Genomic DNA, 16,532 nt, shown 5'->3' on the forward strand with positions numbered 1-16,532 from the left:
CCGATATCGTCCCAGAATGCGCATCCGCCAGTACGTCTACTTCGCGCTGTTCAGTCAGCGCATCTCCGCAGAGGAGATAGCGACGTGGCTAGGCATCGCACCCGATGAGATTACGATCCGCGGAAGCCGCCGCACCGCACCGGCAATTCCAGTCAGCCACAGTTGGAAGATCGTATGCCGTGAGCCTGGTCTGAGCGTCGATGAACAGATATCCCGCGTGCTGGACCGGCTCCGGCCTCACACCGACCGCATCGCCGAACTCGCCGAACGTCTTCGGGCCGAGAACGAGGAACACGCCGGCGCTGTCCTGGAGGTCGTGCGCTACCTAAACGATGACGAGGAAGACCCCCAACTCAATCCCTCAGACACCCGGCCCCCAGCGCCACCGGACGAGCCCAACTTGCTCGGCTGGCACCTCGACCGAGACGTGCTGGACTTCCTGACCGCCACCGGCGCCGCCCTGGACATCGACGAGTACGACCTCACCCCAGACGAGCCTGAGCCGACGCAGGTGCAGATCGAGCGAGATGCTCTACGTCGGGAACTGGGGGACCTTCGTGCATGGCTTTCCCGGAAGTTGGACGTCCTTCGCCGAGAGCCCGGTCCGCAGGAGATCACAGTCCTCAGCGTTCCGTCCGACCGGGAGATCCTCGCGGAGATCGAGCGGCTTCGTGTCGAGGTGGCGGCCTTGAGACAGCCTGAAGACGCCCCTGATCGGCGGTGGCTGGAGATCGACGAACTCATCCTCGCGCGCACTAATATCCAGGCGCTCCAGCAAATCCGCACTCTGTTCGAGTGCACCCTGCACGAAGCAGTGGGCCTGCTCGATGAGCGGTATCAGACGCTCCGACACCAGCGTCCCAACGGGTTCACCGAGGATTCTCACGAGCAAGAGCGACATCCGCTGCTGCCTTCACCAGACAGACAGCAAGCCGACAAAACTGATTCCGACAACGGGCTTGCCTAATGAACGCAGACGAGCTGGCAGCGGTTCGTGAGTTCGAGTTCGAGGAACTCGACGGACGCCGGTGTGAGCGGGGAAAGAGGATCGGTGACCATCATGTGCCCTTTCCGGTTGGGGGAACGTGCCGTGCCGTGAGGTGCGATGTAGTGCGCCTCCGCCCTCTGCTGGGAGGGCGCCGCCGTGGCGACCGTGGCTTCCGGCTGCGTGTAACGGAGCCGTTGTGCAAGCGGGGACGACGGCGCGGCGGCAGGTGAGCGGATGCCCCTGACGGTAGGAATCAGCGCATGCGAGGTTCAACGAACTTGCAGGTGCTTGCACAATTCACTGGGTAAGAGCATGTAGCGCGGCCGAGATCAGGGCCCGCGCGTCGGCGCCGTACACCGCGAGTTCGGCGAGCTCGGTGAACGCGCGGCTGTACATGTCGATCTCGCTGGGCCGCGTCACCGTCAAGTACCCCGACACAAGTTCCACGGACACCTGCTCGGCGCCGAAGATCCAGAATCCTTCGACGGTCCACCGCATCGGAGTCCGATCTGAGCCGAGCGGAATGACACCGAGGCTGACAGACGGCAGGGACGCCACCACGGTCAGGTGGTCGAGCTGGGCGGCCATCACCTCCCTGCCCCCGATCACCGAGCGCAGCACCGTCTCTTCCACGAGGAACGCGAACTGATGCCCGCCTTCGTGGAGAACGCGTTGCCGTTCCATTCGGGCCGTGACAGCGGCATCCACATCATCGGGGATCGACCGTCGTTGCATGATCGCCCGCAGGACCGTGGTGGTGTAGGCACGTGTCTGGATGATCCCGGGGACCAGGCTGGGCGCGTAACTACGGAAGCGACGGGTCCGCTCGTACAGCGGCAGCTGCGCTTCCTGTGCCTGCCGCAGGCCGGCCCGTTCCATCCGTTTCCACTCGACCCACATCGAGTTCACTTCACGCGCCGCGGCGATCAGGTCGGGAATCTGGTCCTCGGCGTCGCACACCCGGCACCAGACGCGGATGTCGGCGTCGGCGGGCGGTGTCTTCGCGTTCTCGATGCGGGAGGTTTTCGACTCATGCCATCCGGCCGCCGCCGCCAGCGCTCGTGCGCTGAGATCTGCGTCGAGGCGGATCTCCCGCAGCCGACCGGCCAGGGACTGCCTGGCCGCGCGAGCGCTGGAGGAGACGGACGAGGACACGAGAGGACACTAAACGATCAGGTGGGCTGATAGTCCTGGTGGGGTGTCGCACGTTCCCAGATCGTGTCGAATGCCGCCAGAAGTCGCTTGGCCAGAGCTTCGTCGGCTCGCCGTTCAACCCCGTCGGCGGGCCATGTGCCGTCGCCGGTGAAATGGTTGAACACGACCACTGATCCATCGAAGATCCACAGGTCGCTGCCCGGAACGAGCAGGTCGGCGGCCTGTCGCCGGGGCAACCAGCGGACTTCCTCACCCGCGGCGATGTTGTGTGCGGCGGTGATGTCGTACTCGTAGCGGATGTAGTCGGTCACCGGTTCGGACACGATCCGGGCCCGCCGTACCCGGACACCCCGGGCGACCGTCGCGACGATCAGATCGAACCAGTCGCTCCAGCGTTCGGCCGGGTCGAACCGGTCTCCCGCCATCCAGGCGAGGTAGTCGGGATCGTTCGGGGTGTAGACGTCCCGGAGCTCCAGGTGCACCGCTGAGGAGCGGGCTGTTCTTAGTCCGTCACGGATGTCCGATGCCATTGGTCGCCGCCTCTGTCGTGCCGTTCACCTCGGGGAAGAACTGCATCATCACCGCTGGGAGCCGGATCACCGTCTCGTGGCCGGGGATGTCGCCGGTCTTCCTGCACTCCTCCAATGTCGCTTCGTCCACCTTGTACGACTGGACGATGTAGTCGCCGGTCTCCTCGTCGATCCAGACCGTCGGAGAGCCGTCGTTCGGAGTGCCGGGATTGATGCCCAGAAACCGTAGCGCCATGGTGACCTCCACCATCTGAGGTATGCACGGACTTGCACCAGCTGACCTTTACCCGGTGTAGCGAGCCGGTAAAGGCTTCCGACCCGTTGACCGCTGTTCTGGCCGAAGCCGGACACGTCGGCGGGGAGATGCCCGGGGTCTTACCGGTCGGTGCGGGGGCGCAGGGCTCCGCCGGTGAGGCCGTCGCGGGCCAGTGAGGTGGCGCGGTCGCTCAGTTCGGTGAGTTCCCTGACACGCCGTTCGAACTCGTCGAGGGTGCGGAAGGCGGTGCCGTACAGCCGCTGGTCGTCGATACTCATCTGCGGGATGCGCGAGCCGCGGATGTCGGTGCGGAAGCCGCCGCTGGCGCTGGTGGAGTGCCGGGTGTTCGCGGTGCTGCGCAGGAAACCGTGCAGGTAGTCGGTGTCGAGCTGGTCGCTGGTGGAGACGGCCTCCCCTTCGACGATCTCGACGAGTTTGGCGCGGGCCAGGTCGGCCACCCTGACCGTGGCGCCCTCAAGGTAACCGGGGCCGGAGCTGAGCGGCGGCAACAGGTCCAGCAACTCGTGGAGCCGGCCCACTAGGGCCGCGCGGATGGACGTGTACTCCGCGAGATGGTCGGTACGGGCTGCCGCGATGTGACGCGCGGGGGTGAGATCCACCGTTTCGTCGAGCAGGTCGATCAGCGCCACATCCACGACTTGGTCCGGAGCAGGGGCGAACGGGCCGTCGGGGTCGTTGGCCGTGAGGTCCGTCATCCGGACAAAGGAGGCCGCGCCGTCGGGGGAGGAGGGCCGGGCCAGCAGCCAGAGGTGCACGGGCTGGGCGTGGGAGGCGACCATCCCCGCCGGTAGCGCGACGAGCTGGGTGAGGATGCCGTGCCGGACGAGTTCGGCGCGGATCCGGCGGCCCGCCTTGCGGTAGGCGGCGGAGGCGGAGGCCACGAAGATCGCCCTGCCGCCGGGGGCGACGTGCGCGTAGCAGTGCTGCAACCAGGCCAGCTCGCCCTCCGCCCGGGTGGGAACGCCGAACTCCCAGCGGGCGTCGAGCAGCAGGTCCTCGCGACCCCAGTCGGGTACGTTCACCGGCGGGTCGCACACCACGAGGTCCGCCCGGAGCTCCGGGCAGTGGTCCTCACGCAGTGAGTCGCCCACCCTGATCGTCACGCCCGTCCTCCCGGCGAGCCTCGTACGGGACTCGGCGAGCCGGGCGGCCGACGAGTCGATCTCCTGCCCGGCCAGGGTGACCTCGGGGCCGTTGCCGAGTGCGAGGAGCAGGGAGCCGATTCCACAGGCGGGGTCGAAGACTGTGCCGCTCACCGAGCCCGCGAAATGTCGCACCGCACGGGTCAGGCGAGAGGTCGACACCTGCTCCGAGCCCACCCGGCCCGCCGAGTCGATGAGGCGTTCGGTGAGCCCCGCGACAACCTCGGCCGGTGAGCTCTGCGCGGCCAGGTCCTTCACCGGCGACCGAATCCCGGCATCCAGCGATGGGGCGGACCCGGTGGTGAACAGCTCGGCGACGTCGGCGAGGCCGCGCGTCATGTCGTCGCCGTACATCCCGCGCAAGGCCTGCCAGACGAGCACCTCGCCGGAGACCTCGCCGCCCCTGCGATGCCGGTCCAGCCAGGTCTGCACCTCGGACAGGGCGAACAGGGCGTTGTGCGCCCCGCCGCCGACCGGCGTGGGAAAGTCGGCGTGCCGCCTGCGCCAGTTGGAGACGGCGGCCCGTGTCACCCCGGCCAACTTCGCGATCTCCGCAGCCGAGACCAGGGAATCGGCACTGGCCTGGGAATCGGCGTTCATGGGGAAACAGTACACGTGGTGGTAGGAAGCGCCAGGTAATGGGTGCATTGACATCGTCAACAGAGATACCCGACGACACTTGTGCCGCATCGCGGACTGAGTGATATGGAGGTGTATCGCCCCATACTCTTTGATCACTGTGATGGACCAGGCCGGGCGCGGGACAGCGGTTTCAGTCCCTCCTTTCCGCAGTCGAATCCGCAGTCGAATGAATCCAGGTGATGCTGCTGGTTGAGCGGCTGGGGGTCATACACCATTACTTCCTTTTTGGAATCTCTCGGCTCTCCCGGGCGGCGCGGGCCAGCGCTTCGTTCCGCTGAGGGGGAGCATCAAGTGAATCGATGATCGCCTCGAAGAAGTCGGGGGGCACCATGGTGATTCGTTCACGGCGCATGACCTCTTCGGCCGCGTCGAGAGCGGCATGCAGAACGAATCCGGTGACGGTCTCCCGGCTGGCACGGGCGGCCTGTTCGATCGGGTTCTTGTCTTCCGTGGTGATGCGGACTTCGAGTCGGCTTCTCGTGTCGTGCCTGGGGGATGTGGTTCTGTTTGGCGCGGGACTGGTCATAGCCGGTGCTCCTCCGTAGCGGACATCGGCAGCGAGCCGACACCGGTTGGCGGTCAGCAACGCATCGCACGGTGCTGTTCAACCGCGGGGAGTTCGCACGTCCGCCGCCCGGGGGCAGATCCCGGTCAGGGCGCCCGCCATCGCCAGAACGTGGACGCCGCCCCGCTCCTGAATGCGGGCGATCTCCGCAGGATCCCTTCTGATGTAGGCCCCGCACAGCCGCCGCCCGAAGGCCAGCAACTCCCGGTCGGGCAGCCGTTTGTAGGGTTCGTTGCCGCTCTGCCGCGCCGCGCAGACGAAGTCGCTCGCATCGGCGGGGCAGGCGGACACGGCCCCCGGCGCGCGATCGGTCACCGGAAGGAACGCCAGGAGCACCAGCGCGACCAGCGCCACCCCGGTAAGGAGGGCTGCGGCCCACCAGCGCCAGGAGTTGCGTGACACCCGCAGGAACTTACTGGTGCGGGACGACGCTACGGCGCGGCATCAAACTGAACTGGATTTTCGACGCTGACTTCCTGACGGCCGAGGTCCTGCCCATTCTGTTCGCCGATCACAAGCGCGCCGCTCGCCGGCGTACCCAGTCCACCCTCGTCAGCCTGGTGAAGCGCGGATCCGAACCGCTCCAGCGGCTGATCGCCGATTATCGGGCGAGGGCGAGTGAGCCCGGATTCCGGGTCCGCTTCGGCGAGTCGGAGTTCGACGACGCGGTGCGTGCCGCGATCGCCGACCACACCGGGGACGACGCCTGGCCGCTCCTGCGCGACGCCCTTTTGACATGGCGCCCGATGAGCGATGACCACCTCGCGCCGATCGCCCTGCTGGTCGACCCTCGGATCGCCCGGTTGATCACACCGGAGCGGGGGCGCGAGATCCTCACCATGCGACGCGGCTGACCCGCCGATCATGCCCTGGCCGTCCCGGCCAGGGCATTCGTCGTGCGGCTCACCTACCCGTACGTGGGACGCTGCGGCCAGCCGGGCGGGGAGTCCTCCCACTCCTGCTGCCGGCCGTACGGGGTGAGGTCGAGGATGTTGTTGGCGAAGAGGAGCCGGTCCACGCCGCGGGAGGTGGTGTTGTAGGTCCGGTAGACGTCCTCGCCGTCGCGCAGGAACACACTCAGCATGAAGCCGCGGCCGGCGCCGCAGTCGTCCGCGAACGAGGTGCCGTGTGAGGACACGAACGGCAGGGTCCAGCCCATCCGCGCCTTGTACGCCTCGATCTGGGCGAGCGGCATGTTCGACACGGTCACCCAGGTGACCCCGATCTCGGCCGGCCAGGCCAGCCCGGCCACCGGAACGTTGTTCGTGAACCCGGTGCAGCCCGGGCAGTAGTGGTCCGGCCCGTTGTCCATGAACTGGTAGACGACCAGCTGCTCCCGGCCCTCGAACAGGTCGAGCAGGGTCTTCGTGCCGGTGGGCGTGTCGAACGCGTACCCGTCGGCGAACTTGACCATCGGGAGGCGGCGACGCCGCGCCGCGAGCGCGTCCTGGGCGTGGGTGGCCTCCTTCTCGGCCTTGAGCAGCTCGTCGCGAGCCTGCTGCCATTCCTCGGCAGAAACGATCCTCGGTTTCTCCATCCGCCGATTGTGCTCCGCGGTACCGACAAAATCCCGCGTCATCTTCGCCTCGGCTGCCCAAGACCTCTGACAGGAAGGGTAAAATGCCGACTCGATGGAGAGCGTGTCACACCACGGCGTGCCCGTAAATGGTGACGAACGGTGCGAGATCGGGAACTCCGAAGCCTTCGCACATCGACTTGAAGATCGCGGCCTTGTCCTCGCCGAAGCGCCGGATCCGAGTGGTGTAGGAGGTGGCGGAAACAAATGTCGGGGGATCGGTTTTGCTGTGAAACTTATCCGCGTACATTACGAGTTCTTCTTCGGCTGATTCCGCCATGTAGTCGGCAGGTGGCAGCGGGAGACCTTGTCGCTGTACGTCGTGACGGTTGATTCCCATCCCGGTGTGACAGGAGCAGAAACGGCAGAGCTTCTCCGGGAACCCCTCGCCGAGGAGGAGTTCGTAGCCGAGTATCCCGTGACGCACATAGCGTGCGTGATCGAGCTTTCCATCGTCGTCGTACAGCCGGTACACCCCGATGTCGTGAAGCAGGCTGCCGGCCCGCACCAGGTCCGCGTCGAGATCGGGGCCGACGCGGGCGAGGAGCTGTTCCGCGATTCCACACACGATTTCACAGTGGGTGTAGACGAGCTCGAACGCTTCCCGGGTGGGCGCGTGCTTCGCGTGCAGCGCGCGAATCTCTCCGTCCGGTGGAATCCGCATACTGGGAGTTTAACCATCCGTGACCATGATGTTCGGCGTCGCTGAAGCCGAGAGCACCTCGGTGCCGTATGCGAATCGGGTTGGGGGCCGGTGAGCCTTCCCCGCTCCTGGGTCGTGCCGAAGCCGTCGGCCGCGCCCTGGGCATACCCCGTTTCTCATCGGCTTCGACACCGGTGATCTTTACTGTCTTTCCAGGATGTAGTGGCCGTCGGAGGTGAACCCGGTGACGCGGGCGCCCTGACCGATCAGCCCGCCGAGCACGTCGCGCGTCGCGTGCCGCCATGCCCTGGCGGCGGTCGGATCGGTACGGCGTAACGTCTCCACGTCGCGCGGGATCTGGACCAGCGACACCCGCCCGTCCGTCGTGCCTTTGACCGGGCGATCGCCCTTGGCGGCCAGGGCCACCCTCGCCTCGTCGGGGACGAGGGGCGGCTTCCCCGTCCCCGAGCAGGCGGCCACCACGCGCGGCTCGGTCAGCCGCCAGACCACCAGGAGCCGGTCGGACTCGTCGCCCGCGTTGATGGCGTCCGCCATGGGGCCGTAGAACGATTCGAGATACTCCTCGGGACGCGCGCCGAGCTTGGCGATGTTGAAGTGGGCGTTGCGGCGCACCAGCGGGTCGTAGGTCCAGAAAACGGTGCTCAGCCCTCTTGCCAGCGCCCACGCGCGCTGGTGCAGCTTGAGTGCGAAACCGATGCCGCGGCCGGGTAGCGCCCCGGTCACGTGGGAGTGCAGCGCTGTGCCCACGGGGTCGGCGAAGAAACCGACGCAGGCGCCGACCAGCCTCGCGCCGTCGAAGGCGCCCGTGACGTAGTTGCCGCTGTGGGACATCGCCCGCATGAGCTCCGTGCTGATCGGCGCCTTGCCGGGATCGGCGTGCCAGATGTCGTCGTACAGGGCGAAGACCTGCCGGAACTCGCTGATCTGGTGCAGTTCGCGCACCTCGACCCCGCCGCGGCGCTCAGCGGCCCTGAACTGGCGCTCGGCCTCGGCCACGACCGGCCCGGTGTCCACCGTGATCACCGGGTGCCGGCCGTCACGGGCTTCGGGCTGCGGTGCGGGTCGGCGAACATATGGATTCCTTTCGGGACGGGTCTCGCCGGTGTTCGTTCCCGTCGGGCATACGGGCGACACGGGGCGTGACCGGCCGGAGGGAACGCCCGGGCGATGTCGTGCTCTCCCACCGTGACCGGCCGGAGGGAAGACCCGGGCGATGTCGTGCTCTCCCGCCGCATCGTGGTGGGCGACTTCATCGCCAGGTTCCTGGCCACCAACCAGCCGGTCAAGCTCGCCGCCGCAGAGGCTCTCTTCCAGACTCGCGCCGGTGCGCCGTTGAGCGTCGGCGGCTTCGTGGTGAACGACGAGCTGCGCTACGCGCTGGAGATTCCCTACGGCCTCTCCATGCTGGTGGGCTTTCACCCCGATACCGTGGTTCAGGGACTGAACATCGTGCCTGTGGCCGAGCGCCCACCGGTCAACCCCGTGCATCTGGCCTTCGACACGATGGTGGGAATCGGTTTCTTCCTGCTCCTGATGGCGGCCTGGTTCGCCCTGGCGTGGTGGCGGCGGCGCGACCTGCCGCGCTCGCCGTGGTTTCTGAGGCTCGCGGCCATCTCCGGGGTCGCCGCCGTCGCGGTGGAGACGGGCTGGATCGTGACGGAGGTCGGCAGGCAGCCCTGGGTGGTGTACGGCTGGACTCGGCGCAGATCCTGTTGCTCGTGCTGTGGGTGGGCGTGACCTGCTACGCGTTGCTGGGCGGGGCCGACTTCGGCGGCGGTGTCTGGGATCTGCCGGCCGGGCGCAGCAGGAAGGGTATGCCGGAGCGCAATCTCATCGAGCACTCCATCGGGCCGGTGTGGGAGGCCAGCCACGTCTGGCTGATCTTCGTGCTCGTCATGATGTGGACGGAGTTCCCGCCGGTCTTCGCCGCCGTCATGTCGACCCTCTACATCCCGCTGACGCTGGTGGCGTTTGGCACCATCGCCCGAGGGGCCGCCTTCGCCTTCCGTAAGGCCGCCACGGAGTTGCGGCACCCGTGGGTGATCGAAGCCGCGTCACGAACTCCCGAGGGCGCTGTGTCAGATGCCGCGGCGCATCGCCCTGGTGCCCATGGCCAGGCCCACCGCGGCGACGACGCAGGCCCAGAGTGTCCCGTACAGCACCGAGGTGTCCGCGAAACGGCCGGAGAACAGTGCCCGCTCCGCCTCGACGATGTGGGAGACCGGATTCAGGGTGGCGACCACCTGGAGCCACCCCGGGCCGAAGTCCATCGGCAGCAGCACGCCGGAGAGCAGCATCAGCGGGAACAGCACCAGCTGGGTGACCCCGTAGAACAGGTTGCCGCTCGGACTGGACGCGATCGCGAGGACGAAGGAGAGCGAGCCCAGGCCGATCCCGAACACGACCAGTATCGCCAGCCCGGTCAGTACCCCCGGCAGGTGCAGACGGAAGCCCAGCGGCACCGCGAGCGCGATGATCAGCACGGCCTGGGCCAGCAGGATCACGAACTCCTTCATCGTCCGGCCGACCAGCATCGCGGTGCGGTTCAGCGGGGTGACCAGCATGCGCTCCATCGAGCCGCCGAGCAGCTCCACCAGCAGGGAGTACCCGGCCATCATCGGCCCGGACAGGCACATCATGATCAGAATGCCGGGCACGAACCACTGCCATGGCGAGTCCTGGCCGCCGAAGCTCTGCGTTCCGGTGAGCAGCGGGCCGAACAGGAACAGGAAGAGCAGCGGCTGGCTCATGGTGAAGAGGAGGCCGAGGGGTTCGCGTAGTACGGGGACGAACTCGCGGGAGAACACGGTCGAGGTGTCACGGAGGAAGAGTCGTACGCTCACGGGGTGGCCTTTCTTACCGGGGGAGGGGTGCTGTACGGAGGGCCTGTGGCTTTCGCCGTTCAGCGCGGGGAACCGGTGGGGGGAACCGGTGCGGGGAAAGCGTCGCCGACGGTCAGGCGTCGCGCGGGTCATGCGTGTCGGGCCTGTGGTTCTCGCTCAGTTCGCGGCCGGTCAGCGCGGGGGAGCCAGTGCGGGGGAAAGCGTCGCCGACGGTCAGGCGTCCTGTGGGTCGGTCCCCTGGTTCTCATCGCTCTCGCGCAGGCTGCGGCCGGTCAGTGCGAGGAACACGTCGTCCAGGGTGGGCCGGGCGGTCTCGGCGGTGGCGACCTTCACCCCCGACGACTCCAGGTACCGCAGGTACTCCGGCAGCGCCGCGCCCGCGTGGGGCACCCGCAGCCGTACCGTCCTCCCGTCGACGGTGACCGCGTCCGGCCCGGTGATCCGCCCGGCGACCTCGGCGGCTCTCGCCGCCCCCGGCTCGTCGTGGACGGTGATCGTGACGCGGTCGCCGGCCAGGTCGCCCTTCAGTCGCTCGGCGGTTCCGTCGGCGATGATCCGGCCGTGGTCGATGATCACTACCCGTTCGGCCATGGTGTCGGCCTCCTCCAGGTAGTGGGTGGTCAAAAAGAGGGTCGTGCCGTGTTCCTCGCGCAGCCGCAGGATGTGCTCCCAGATGTTGGCGCGGCTCTGCGGGTCGAGGCCGGTCGAGGGCTCGTCCAGGAAAAGCAGACCGGGCCGGTGGATGAGCCCCAGGGCGATGTCGAGGCGGCGGCGCTGGCCGCCCGACAGGGTGCCGGGCTTCCGGGTGGCCAGCGCTTCCAGGTCCAGCAGGCCGAGGATCTCGTCGGCCCGCCGCCGCGCCTCGGCCCGCCGCAGCCCGTAGCAGCGCGCCTGGGTCACCAGCTCGTCGCGGACGCGAAAGTTCTCACCCGCGCTGTTCTTCTGGCCGACATAGCCGATGCGGGCGCGGACCCCGGCCGGATCCGACACGACATCGCAGCCCGCCACGGTCGCGGTTCCCGACGTCGGCGGGAGCAGGGAGGTCAGCATGCGCAGGCTGGTGGACTTGCCCGCGCCGTTCGGGCCGAGGAAGGCCACCAACTGGCCCTCCTCCACATCGATGTCGAGGCCGCGCACGGCGTCGACGCTTCCTTTTCTGATTTTGAATCGCCGGGTCAGCCCTCGGGCATGGATCATCGTCCCCTCCTCGGGGTGGGTGGTTGGTGGCATGCCGAAGAAAGCCCTGGTCGGGGGTCGGCTGGAGATGATTCATCTTTGCCCACGCGATCCGGATCAGGCAAACGTGAAAGGTATGTTCACATTTGCTCTGACCTGCGAAAACTCACTCTTCCTCGGGTCGGTGAACGGTCCTTTCCGCCGTCCGCCCGTGCCGGGTGTCCATGCTGACCTGGCCTTTTCTGACTCCGGCCGGAGCGATGGAAAATATTGTGGGATTCCCGTTCCGCTCAGCGACTCGGGCTCCGGCGACGACCTCCCGGAAGCGCCGGAACGCGAGAGAGCCCCGGACGCCGGATCGGCGCCCAGGGCTCCCGCACGCTTCTGGGGGAAGGCCGCCGGTCAGGTTCCCTCGGCGTGCGCGGGGACGTGGATCGGACGGGCATCGGCGGAGTCGTCGCGGCGGCGCTGGAGCAGGGTGTCGACGGCCCAGGGGCCGGGACCGAGTACGGCGATGATCAGGAACGACCAGCAGAACAGCGCCGCGGGCTCGCCGCCGTTGCGCAGCGGCATGAAGTCCTGCGGCAGGTGCACCATGAAGTAGGCGTAGGCCATCGAACCTGACGCGAGTATCGCGTTGACGCGGGTGAGGAACCCGGCGAGGACGAGCCCGCCGCAGACCACCTGGATGAGCGCGGCCCACCAGCCGGGCCAGACGCCGAACGCGAGGGCCTGGCCGGTGCCGTGGTTGCCGCCGAAGACACCGAACATCGATGCCAGGCCGTGGCACAGGAAAAGAAGGCTTGTCACGATACGGAAGAGCGAGAGCACTGGCCCGTTGAATCGGCTGATTTGCATGGAATCATCCCTGTTTTTCATGGCGCCGCGTGCCCGTTGTTTCCACACGGCGGCGCCGGGCCACGCTCTACCCTCGCATCGTACGGCTCGCTGACACGAAGGTCGGCGCCTTTGTTCAGCCCTTTGTCAAGTCGTTTGTCAAGGCTGGGCGTCATGATGGATCGTCGCAGGTGCGATGTCTGGAATCGGCGATAAGTGCTGATCTGAAAGGAGGGAGTTAAGTGCAAAAGTCGCAGCTAAACTGAATTAACCACCATTTGGCGACACATATTCTACTTGACGATTTAATGTACGTTTCAATCGCGCACCTGATTGGTGCTTTTCGCGCGCGGTCGTGAACCGTCACCTGTGCTCGCGGGGCGTGGAGGTCAGGAGTCCTTCCACGACAGGGCGAGGGTGGCGTGGCGCTTACGGAGGAGCAGCCCACCACTCGGAGGGTCATTCAGGTAGGCCTCGATCCGGAGTCCGGTCGTCATGGGGCGGTCCGCCATGTCCCACGCCTGGACGTGGGCGACCAGCTCGCCCGCGAGCCGCAGCCTGTCCGGCCCGTGGCCGCGAGCGATCAGGGTGCCGTCCGGCGACGGCTCCAGCATGCAGAGGTTGTCGCGCTCGACGATCCCGACGGCCATCCTGAACCCCGTCAGGTCGAGCGGGGGCGAGGCCAGCCACCCCGGCCGCGCCTCCGATATCGTGCACCAGCGGGGCTCGTGCACCGCCAGCCAGAGGCTCAGCCCGTCGAAGAGCTGGGAGAAGCCGACGCTGATCTCGGTGGACAGCTCGACCGCGGGTCCGTCGAGCGCCGCCAGCACGTCGCCGATCTCGCTCGCATCGGGCAGCGAGATCGTCAGGTCTGACTCCTGGTCCAGCACCAGGGTCGTCTCAGGGCCCGCGAAGGGCCCGCGCATCCGCATGAAACCGCAGGGCAGCACCGAGCGGCTCACCCAGTGCCCGTTCCGGCGCTCCATCGCCACCGAGCGCTGCACCCCCCGCAGGTCCAGCGGGGCCACGAGGCGTCCACCGGGCCCGAGCTGCTCAAGCCAGGCCGGTGCCAGGTCCCACACGCCGACGGTGGCGATCACCCGGTCGTAGGGCGCCCCCGGCCAGAACCCCTCGGATCCGTCGCCGCACACCAGCCTCACCTCGGGGTGTCCCGCGACCGCCAGGTGCTCCCCGGCGAGCGTCACCAGCTCGGGGTCGATGTCGACGCTCACGACCTGGCCCTCCGGCCCCACCAGGTGGGCGAGGAGCGCGGCGTTGTAGCCCGTCCCGGTCCCGATCTCCAGTACCCGCTGCCCGGGCTCCACTCCGAGCTGGTCGAGCATCAGGGCCATGATCGCCGGCTGGGAGGAGGAGCTGATCGGCCGGCCGCCGCCGTCGCGTTTGGTAACGATCGCGTCGTCCCGGTAGACGGTCTCCGCCGGAAGGTCCGGCAGGAACACATGTCGCGGCACCGCCCGCAGCGCGTCGGTCACCACCTCGCTGATCCCCCGCGTGCGTACCTGCGAGACCAGCTCTTCCCGTAACGCGTGCCACTCAGCCATCGTCGACCTCCGTGCCCTATGCGTGTCTGGCGCCCTGATTCATGCCCCTGCAGATGTGCAACGTCCCCATGGCGCCCCGGTGCCCAGCCTCTCTTGCCGATGTCGAAGCCGAGTCGAATGGGAAAACACGGGGGCCGTGACGGTACTCCGCATGCGAGTGCCGCGCAACGCTCGCCCGGGCGGGAATGTCCAAGGCCCGCCGCCATGAGATGCCGGCGGGCGGCTCCTGCCTTTCGATCGACGGGGAGAGGACCTGGAAGACCAGAAGCGTGGCCGCCGGCGTCCGGAGTTCCCGCGTGCCCCAAGTGTCACCGGGCGGTTCTAACCTTCTGGCATGAACAGCGATTTCGACTTCCTGCACGGCAGCTGGGACATCGCCAACCGTAGGCTCGTCAAACCCCTGAGCGGGAGGGATGAGTGGGAGGAGTTTCCCAGCGTCGCCGTCTGCCGCGGTTTCTTTGACGGCGCGGGCGTCTTCGACGAGATCACCTTCCCCACGAAGGGCTTCAAGGGGGTGTCGATACGGACCTTTGACGTCGAACGCGAACTGTGGGCGATCTACTGGATCAACAGTGAGACCGGAATCCTCCATAATCCCGTCTTCGGCACGTTCGCCGACGGGAAGGGGGTGTTCCACGGCGATGAAACCCACGAGGGCACGCCCATCCGGATGCGGTACACGTGGTCGGAGATCACACCGACATCGGCCCTGTGGGAGCAGGCGTTCTCCGCCGACGGGGAGAAGACCTGGGAGACCAACTGGACGATGAGGCACACCCGCCGCGCGTGACGCGGGGCCGCTCCCCGTGCCCGGGCCGGGATGGGAGCCCGTCAACGACCCCCTCCCGAAGGAGGGGGCTTGAGGCGCGGTAATGCGCTTTGAAGCCCCGCGTTGACCAGCCCTGGCCATCGCTCAAGGAGGTGCGTTTTGATGGCTACGTTGAACACGAGATCGCAGACCCACCGGCAGGTGCTTCCTCAGCCTGCCGCTCTGGAATTCGTGGGAGCAGACACGCCCGAGGGTGGGCACGAAACGGCTCACGGACACCGCCTGGCGGCGGTACCTGGTGTTCAACCTGGGCGAGGGGAGATCGAGCGGACCGGCACCCGGTCTGCTCGGCGTCACCCCGAGGATGCTTCGGTGTCCGAGGGAGCGAACCGTGAGGTTCACCCTGTCGTGTTCGTCCTGGACGCCCGCGGCCACCCGCTCGACCCCTGCCACCCCGCCCGCGCCCGCCGCCTGCTGGCGGCCGGGCGAGCGGTGGTTCACCGCCACACCCCGTTCGTCATCCGCCTCAAGGACCGGTCGGTGGCCGATTCCACCGTGGCAGGCCTGCAGGTCGGTATCGACCCCGGCTCCAGGCACACCGGCCTGGCCGTGTTCATCGACCATGACGGTAGCCGGGCCGGCCGGTATGCGATCCAGCTCGACCACCGGGGCGCGCTGATCCGTGACAGGCTCGCCTCGCGGGCCGCACTGCGCCGTGCCCGCCGGGGGCGGAACCTGCGTTACCGCGCCCCCCGGTTTCTCAACCGGACCAAGCCGAAAGGGTGGCTCGCGCCGTCGCTGCGCCACCGCGTCGACACCACCTTGTCGTGGGTGGCGCGGCTGAGTCGGTGGGTGCCCGTGGCCGCCGTGCACGTGGAGCGGGTCTCCTTCGACACTCACGCCCTGTCGGCCGGGCGGCCGCTCGAAGGAGTGGAGTATCAGCAGGGCACCCTCGCCGGGTACGAGGTCCGCGAATACCTGCTGGCCAAGTGGGGGCGCACCTGCGCCTACTGCGGCGCGAGCGGCGTACCTGTGAACCTTGACCACATCCACCCCCGCAGCCGGGGCGGCTCCGACCGTGTCAGCAACCTCACCCTGGCCTGCGTCGGCTGTAACCAGACCAAGAACGCCACCCCCGTGCAGGAGTTCCTGAAAACCAGACCCGCAATCCTGGCGAAGATCCTCAAGCAGGCGAAAGCGCCACTGTGCGACGCCGCCGCCGTCAACACCACCCGCTGGGCACTGTGGCAGGCGCTGGAGGCCACCGGCCTACCCGTGGCAGGCGCCTCCGGCGGTCGTACGAAGTGGAACCGGTCGCGTACCGGCGCGCCGAAGTCGCACACGTTGGACGCGTTGCACGTCGGCGAACTGGAGAGCGTGACCGCCTGGCCGTCGACGGTCCTGGTGGTCGCGGCGACCGGTCGCGGCGCCTACGCCCGCACCACCCCCGACCGATACGGGTTCCCCCGTCTTGTCCGGCCACGGAGCAAACTGCGCCACGGCTTCCAAACCGGCGACCTGGTCCGGGCGAACGTCCCGGCGGGCAAGAAGGCCGGGGTTCACCTCGGGCGAGTCCTGGTCCGCTCCTCCGGCTCGTTCGACATCACCACCCGGCACGGTCGCGTCGCCGGGATCAACCACCGGCATGTTCGCCACCTTCAACGCGCGGACGGCTACGGCTACACGACTCAGAAAGAAGCCGATCGAAATGACCGACCGGTCAGGGCACGCTCGGGCCTTGGCGGCCCTCCCGCTCCCGATTCCGCCCCGGCCCGAAGGCCGGGGCATCCTCGGGAGGTTCTGGTG

The 16,532-nt window shown here is 67.8% G+C and carries 17 protein-coding genes and 2 pseudogenes; 6 read left to right on the plus strand and 13 right to left on the minus strand.

The window, feature by feature from the left end; all coding sequences use genetic code 11:
* The first annotated feature begins 16 nt into the window (after positions 1 to 16).
* On the plus strand, positions 17 to 967 hold the full coding sequence (locus OIE13_RS05430) for a DUF4279 domain-containing protein (RefSeq protein ID WP_326642291.1): 951 nt from the start codon (positions 17 to 19) through the stop codon (positions 965 to 967).
* 318 nt (positions 968 to 1,285) lie between these two features.
* Here OIE13_RS05430 and OIE13_RS05435 read toward each other — a convergent pair whose 3' ends face one another.
* The 6 genes from OIE13_RS05435 to OIE13_RS05460 all read right to left on the minus strand — a co-directional run bounded on the left by OIE13_RS05435 (position 1,286) and on the right by OIE13_RS05460 (position 5,701).
* Complete coding sequence (locus OIE13_RS05435) at positions 1,286 to 2,143, minus strand: DUF5753 domain-containing protein (RefSeq protein WP_326642290.1); 858 nt, start codon at positions 2,141 to 2,143, stop codon at positions 1,286 to 1,288.
* A gap of 17 nt (positions 2,144 to 2,160) precedes the next feature.
* On the minus strand, positions 2,161 to 2,673 hold the full coding sequence (locus tag OIE13_RS05440) for a DUF6879 family protein (RefSeq protein WP_326642288.1): 513 nt from the start codon (positions 2,671 to 2,673) through the stop codon (positions 2,161 to 2,163).
* Positions 2,654 to 2,908: a hypothetical protein gene (locus tag OIE13_RS05445; protein ID WP_326642286.1), complete on the minus strand. Its 255-nt coding sequence runs from the start codon at positions 2,906 to 2,908 to the stop codon at positions 2,654 to 2,656. The genes OIE13_RS05440 and OIE13_RS05445 overlap by 20 nt, the downstream gene beginning before the upstream one ends.
* A gap of 140 nt (positions 2,909 to 3,048) precedes the next feature.
* A complete protein-coding gene (locus tag OIE13_RS05450) occupies positions 3,049 to 4,692 on the minus strand; it encodes an N-6 DNA methylase (protein ID WP_326642283.1) in 1,644 nt (547 codons plus the stop codon).
* A gap of 256 nt (positions 4,693 to 4,948) precedes the next feature.
* Positions 4,949 to 5,260, minus strand: coding sequence for a type II toxin-antitoxin system TacA family antitoxin (locus tag OIE13_RS05455; RefSeq protein ID WP_326829618.1), 312 nt, complete (start codon positions 5,258 to 5,260; stop codon positions 4,949 to 4,951).
* A gap of 78 nt (positions 5,261 to 5,338) precedes the next feature.
* Entirely contained in the window at positions 5,339 to 5,701 is a 363-nt protein-coding gene (locus tag OIE13_RS05460) for a hypothetical protein (RefSeq protein ID WP_326829619.1), read from the minus strand.
* On the opposite strand from OIE13_RS05460, the gene OIE13_RS05465 reads away from it, so the two are divergent.
* The gene (locus OIE13_RS05465) at positions 5,695 to 6,153 is read left to right on the plus strand and encodes a hypothetical protein (protein ID WP_326829620.1); all 459 of its coding nucleotides are present in this window, start codon (positions 5,695 to 5,697) and stop codon (positions 6,151 to 6,153) included. The two genes, OIE13_RS05460 and OIE13_RS05465, sit on opposite strands and share 7 nt — an antisense overlap.
* Before the next feature lie 53 nt (positions 6,154 to 6,206).
* On the opposite strand, the gene OIE13_RS05470 is transcribed toward OIE13_RS05465, so the two are convergent.
* The 3 genes from OIE13_RS05470 to OIE13_RS05480 all read right to left on the minus strand — a co-directional run bounded on the left by OIE13_RS05470 (position 6,207) and on the right by OIE13_RS05480 (position 8,553).
* Positions 6,207 to 6,836: a DUF899 domain-containing protein gene (locus OIE13_RS05470; protein WP_326829621.1), complete on the minus strand. Its 630-nt coding sequence runs from the start codon at positions 6,834 to 6,836 to the stop codon at positions 6,207 to 6,209.
* A 106-nt stretch (positions 6,837 to 6,942) separates the two neighbouring features.
* A complete protein-coding gene (locus OIE13_RS05475) occupies positions 6,943 to 7,539 on the minus strand; it encodes an HD domain-containing protein (RefSeq protein ID WP_326829622.1) in 597 nt (198 codons plus the stop codon).
* A 180-nt stretch (positions 7,540 to 7,719) separates the two neighbouring features.
* Positions 7,720 to 8,553 (minus strand): GNAT family N-acetyltransferase, encoded by an 834-nt coding sequence (locus OIE13_RS05480; RefSeq protein ID WP_326829623.1) that lies wholly within the window; start codon positions 8,551 to 8,553, stop codon positions 7,720 to 7,722.
* 171 nt (positions 8,554 to 8,724) lie between these two features.
* Here OIE13_RS05480 and OIE13_RS05485 point away from each other — a divergent pair, with 171 nt between their 5' ends.
* On the plus strand, positions 8,725 to 9,276 hold the full coding sequence (locus OIE13_RS05485; protein ID WP_326829624.1) for a cytochrome ubiquinol oxidase subunit I: 552 nt from the start codon (positions 8,725 to 8,727) through the stop codon (positions 9,274 to 9,276).
* Positions 9,273 to 9,512 (plus strand): annotated as a pseudogene (locus tag OIE13_RS05490) (cytochrome d ubiquinol oxidase subunit II); the annotation flags it as partial. The gene OIE13_RS05485 and the pseudogene OIE13_RS05490, both read left to right, overlap by 4 nt.
* A 105-nt stretch (positions 9,513 to 9,617) precedes the next feature.
* Here OIE13_RS05490 and OIE13_RS05495 read toward each other — a convergent pair.
* The 4 genes from OIE13_RS05495 to fxlM all read right to left on the minus strand — a co-directional run bounded on the left by OIE13_RS05495 (position 9,618) and on the right by fxlM (position 13,957).
* On the minus strand, positions 9,618 to 10,382 hold the full coding sequence (locus OIE13_RS05495; protein WP_326642224.1) for an ABC transporter permease: 765 nt from the start codon (positions 10,380 to 10,382) through the stop codon (positions 9,618 to 9,620).
* Between the two features lie 213 nt (positions 10,383 to 10,595).
* Positions 10,596 to 11,579, minus strand: coding sequence for an ATP-binding cassette domain-containing protein (locus OIE13_RS05500; protein ID WP_326642222.1), 984 nt, complete (start codon positions 11,577 to 11,579; stop codon positions 10,596 to 10,598).
* A gap of 381 nt (positions 11,580 to 11,960) precedes the next feature.
* Complete coding sequence (locus tag OIE13_RS05505; RefSeq protein WP_326829625.1) at positions 11,961 to 12,437, minus strand: DoxX family protein; 477 nt, start codon at positions 12,435 to 12,437, stop codon at positions 11,961 to 11,963.
* A gap of 347 nt (positions 12,438 to 12,784) precedes the next feature.
* A complete protein-coding gene (gene fxlM, locus OIE13_RS05510; RefSeq protein ID WP_326829626.1) occupies positions 12,785 to 13,957 on the minus strand; it encodes a methyltransferase, FxLD system in 1,173 nt (390 codons plus the stop codon).
* A gap of 334 nt (positions 13,958 to 14,291) precedes the next feature.
* Here fxlM and OIE13_RS05515 point away from each other — a divergent pair, with 334 nt between their 5' ends.
* Both OIE13_RS05515 and iscB read left to right on the plus strand, forming a co-directional pair.
* Positions 14,292 to 14,747: a hypothetical protein gene (locus OIE13_RS05515; RefSeq protein ID WP_326642218.1), complete on the plus strand. Its 456-nt coding sequence runs from the start codon at positions 14,292 to 14,294 to the stop codon at positions 14,745 to 14,747.
* Positions 14,748 to 14,888: 141 nt separating this feature from the next.
* Positions 14,889 to 16,079, plus strand: a pseudogene (gene iscB / locus OIE13_RS05520) (RNA-guided endonuclease IscB); the annotation flags it as partial.
* Positions 16,080 to 16,532: the final 453 nt, after the last annotated feature.

Source organism: Streptosporangium sp. NBC_01810 (assembly GCF_035917355.1).
Taxonomy (GTDB): domain Bacteria; phylum Actinomycetota; class Actinomycetes; order Streptosporangiales; family Streptosporangiaceae; genus Streptosporangium.

Coding starts and splice junctions, on each gene's coding strand:
- OIE13_RS05430 (WP_326642291.1), top strand. CDS start 17: ATGCGCATCCGCCAGTACGTCTACTTCGCGCTGTTCAGTCAGCGCATC.
- OIE13_RS05440 (WP_326642288.1), bottom strand. CDS start 2,673: ATGGCATCGGACATCCGTGACGGACTAAGAACAGCCCGCTCCTCAGCG.
- OIE13_RS05445 (WP_326642286.1), bottom strand. CDS start 2,908: ATGGCGCTACGGTTTCTGGGCATCAATCCCGGCACTCCGAACGACGGC.
- OIE13_RS05450 (WP_326642283.1), bottom strand. CDS start 4,692: ATGAACGCCGATTCCCAGGCCAGTGCCGATTCCCTGGTCTCGGCTGCG.
- OIE13_RS05455 (WP_326829618.1), bottom strand. CDS start 5,260: ATGACCAGTCCCGCGCCAAACAGAACCACATCCCCCAGGCACGACACG.
- OIE13_RS05470 (WP_326829621.1), bottom strand. CDS start 6,836: ATGGAGAAACCGAGGATCGTTTCTGCCGAGGAATGGCAGCAGGCTCGC.
- OIE13_RS05475 (WP_326829622.1), bottom strand. CDS start 7,539: ATGCGGATTCCACCGGACGGAGAGATTCGCGCGCTGCACGCGAAGCAC.
- OIE13_RS05500 (WP_326642222.1), bottom strand. CDS start 11,579: ATGATCCATGCCCGAGGGCTGACCCGGCGATTCAAAATCAGAAAAGGA.
- OIE13_RS05505 (WP_326829625.1), bottom strand. CDS start 12,437: ATGAAAAACAGGGATGATTCCATGCAAATCAGCCGATTCAACGGGCCA.
- fxlM (WP_326829626.1), bottom strand. CDS start 13,957: ATGGCTGAGTGGCACGCGTTACGGGAAGAGCTGGTCTCGCAGGTACGC.
- OIE13_RS05515 (WP_326642218.1), top strand. CDS start 14,292: ATGAACAGCGATTTCGACTTCCTGCACGGCAGCTGGGACATCGCCAAC.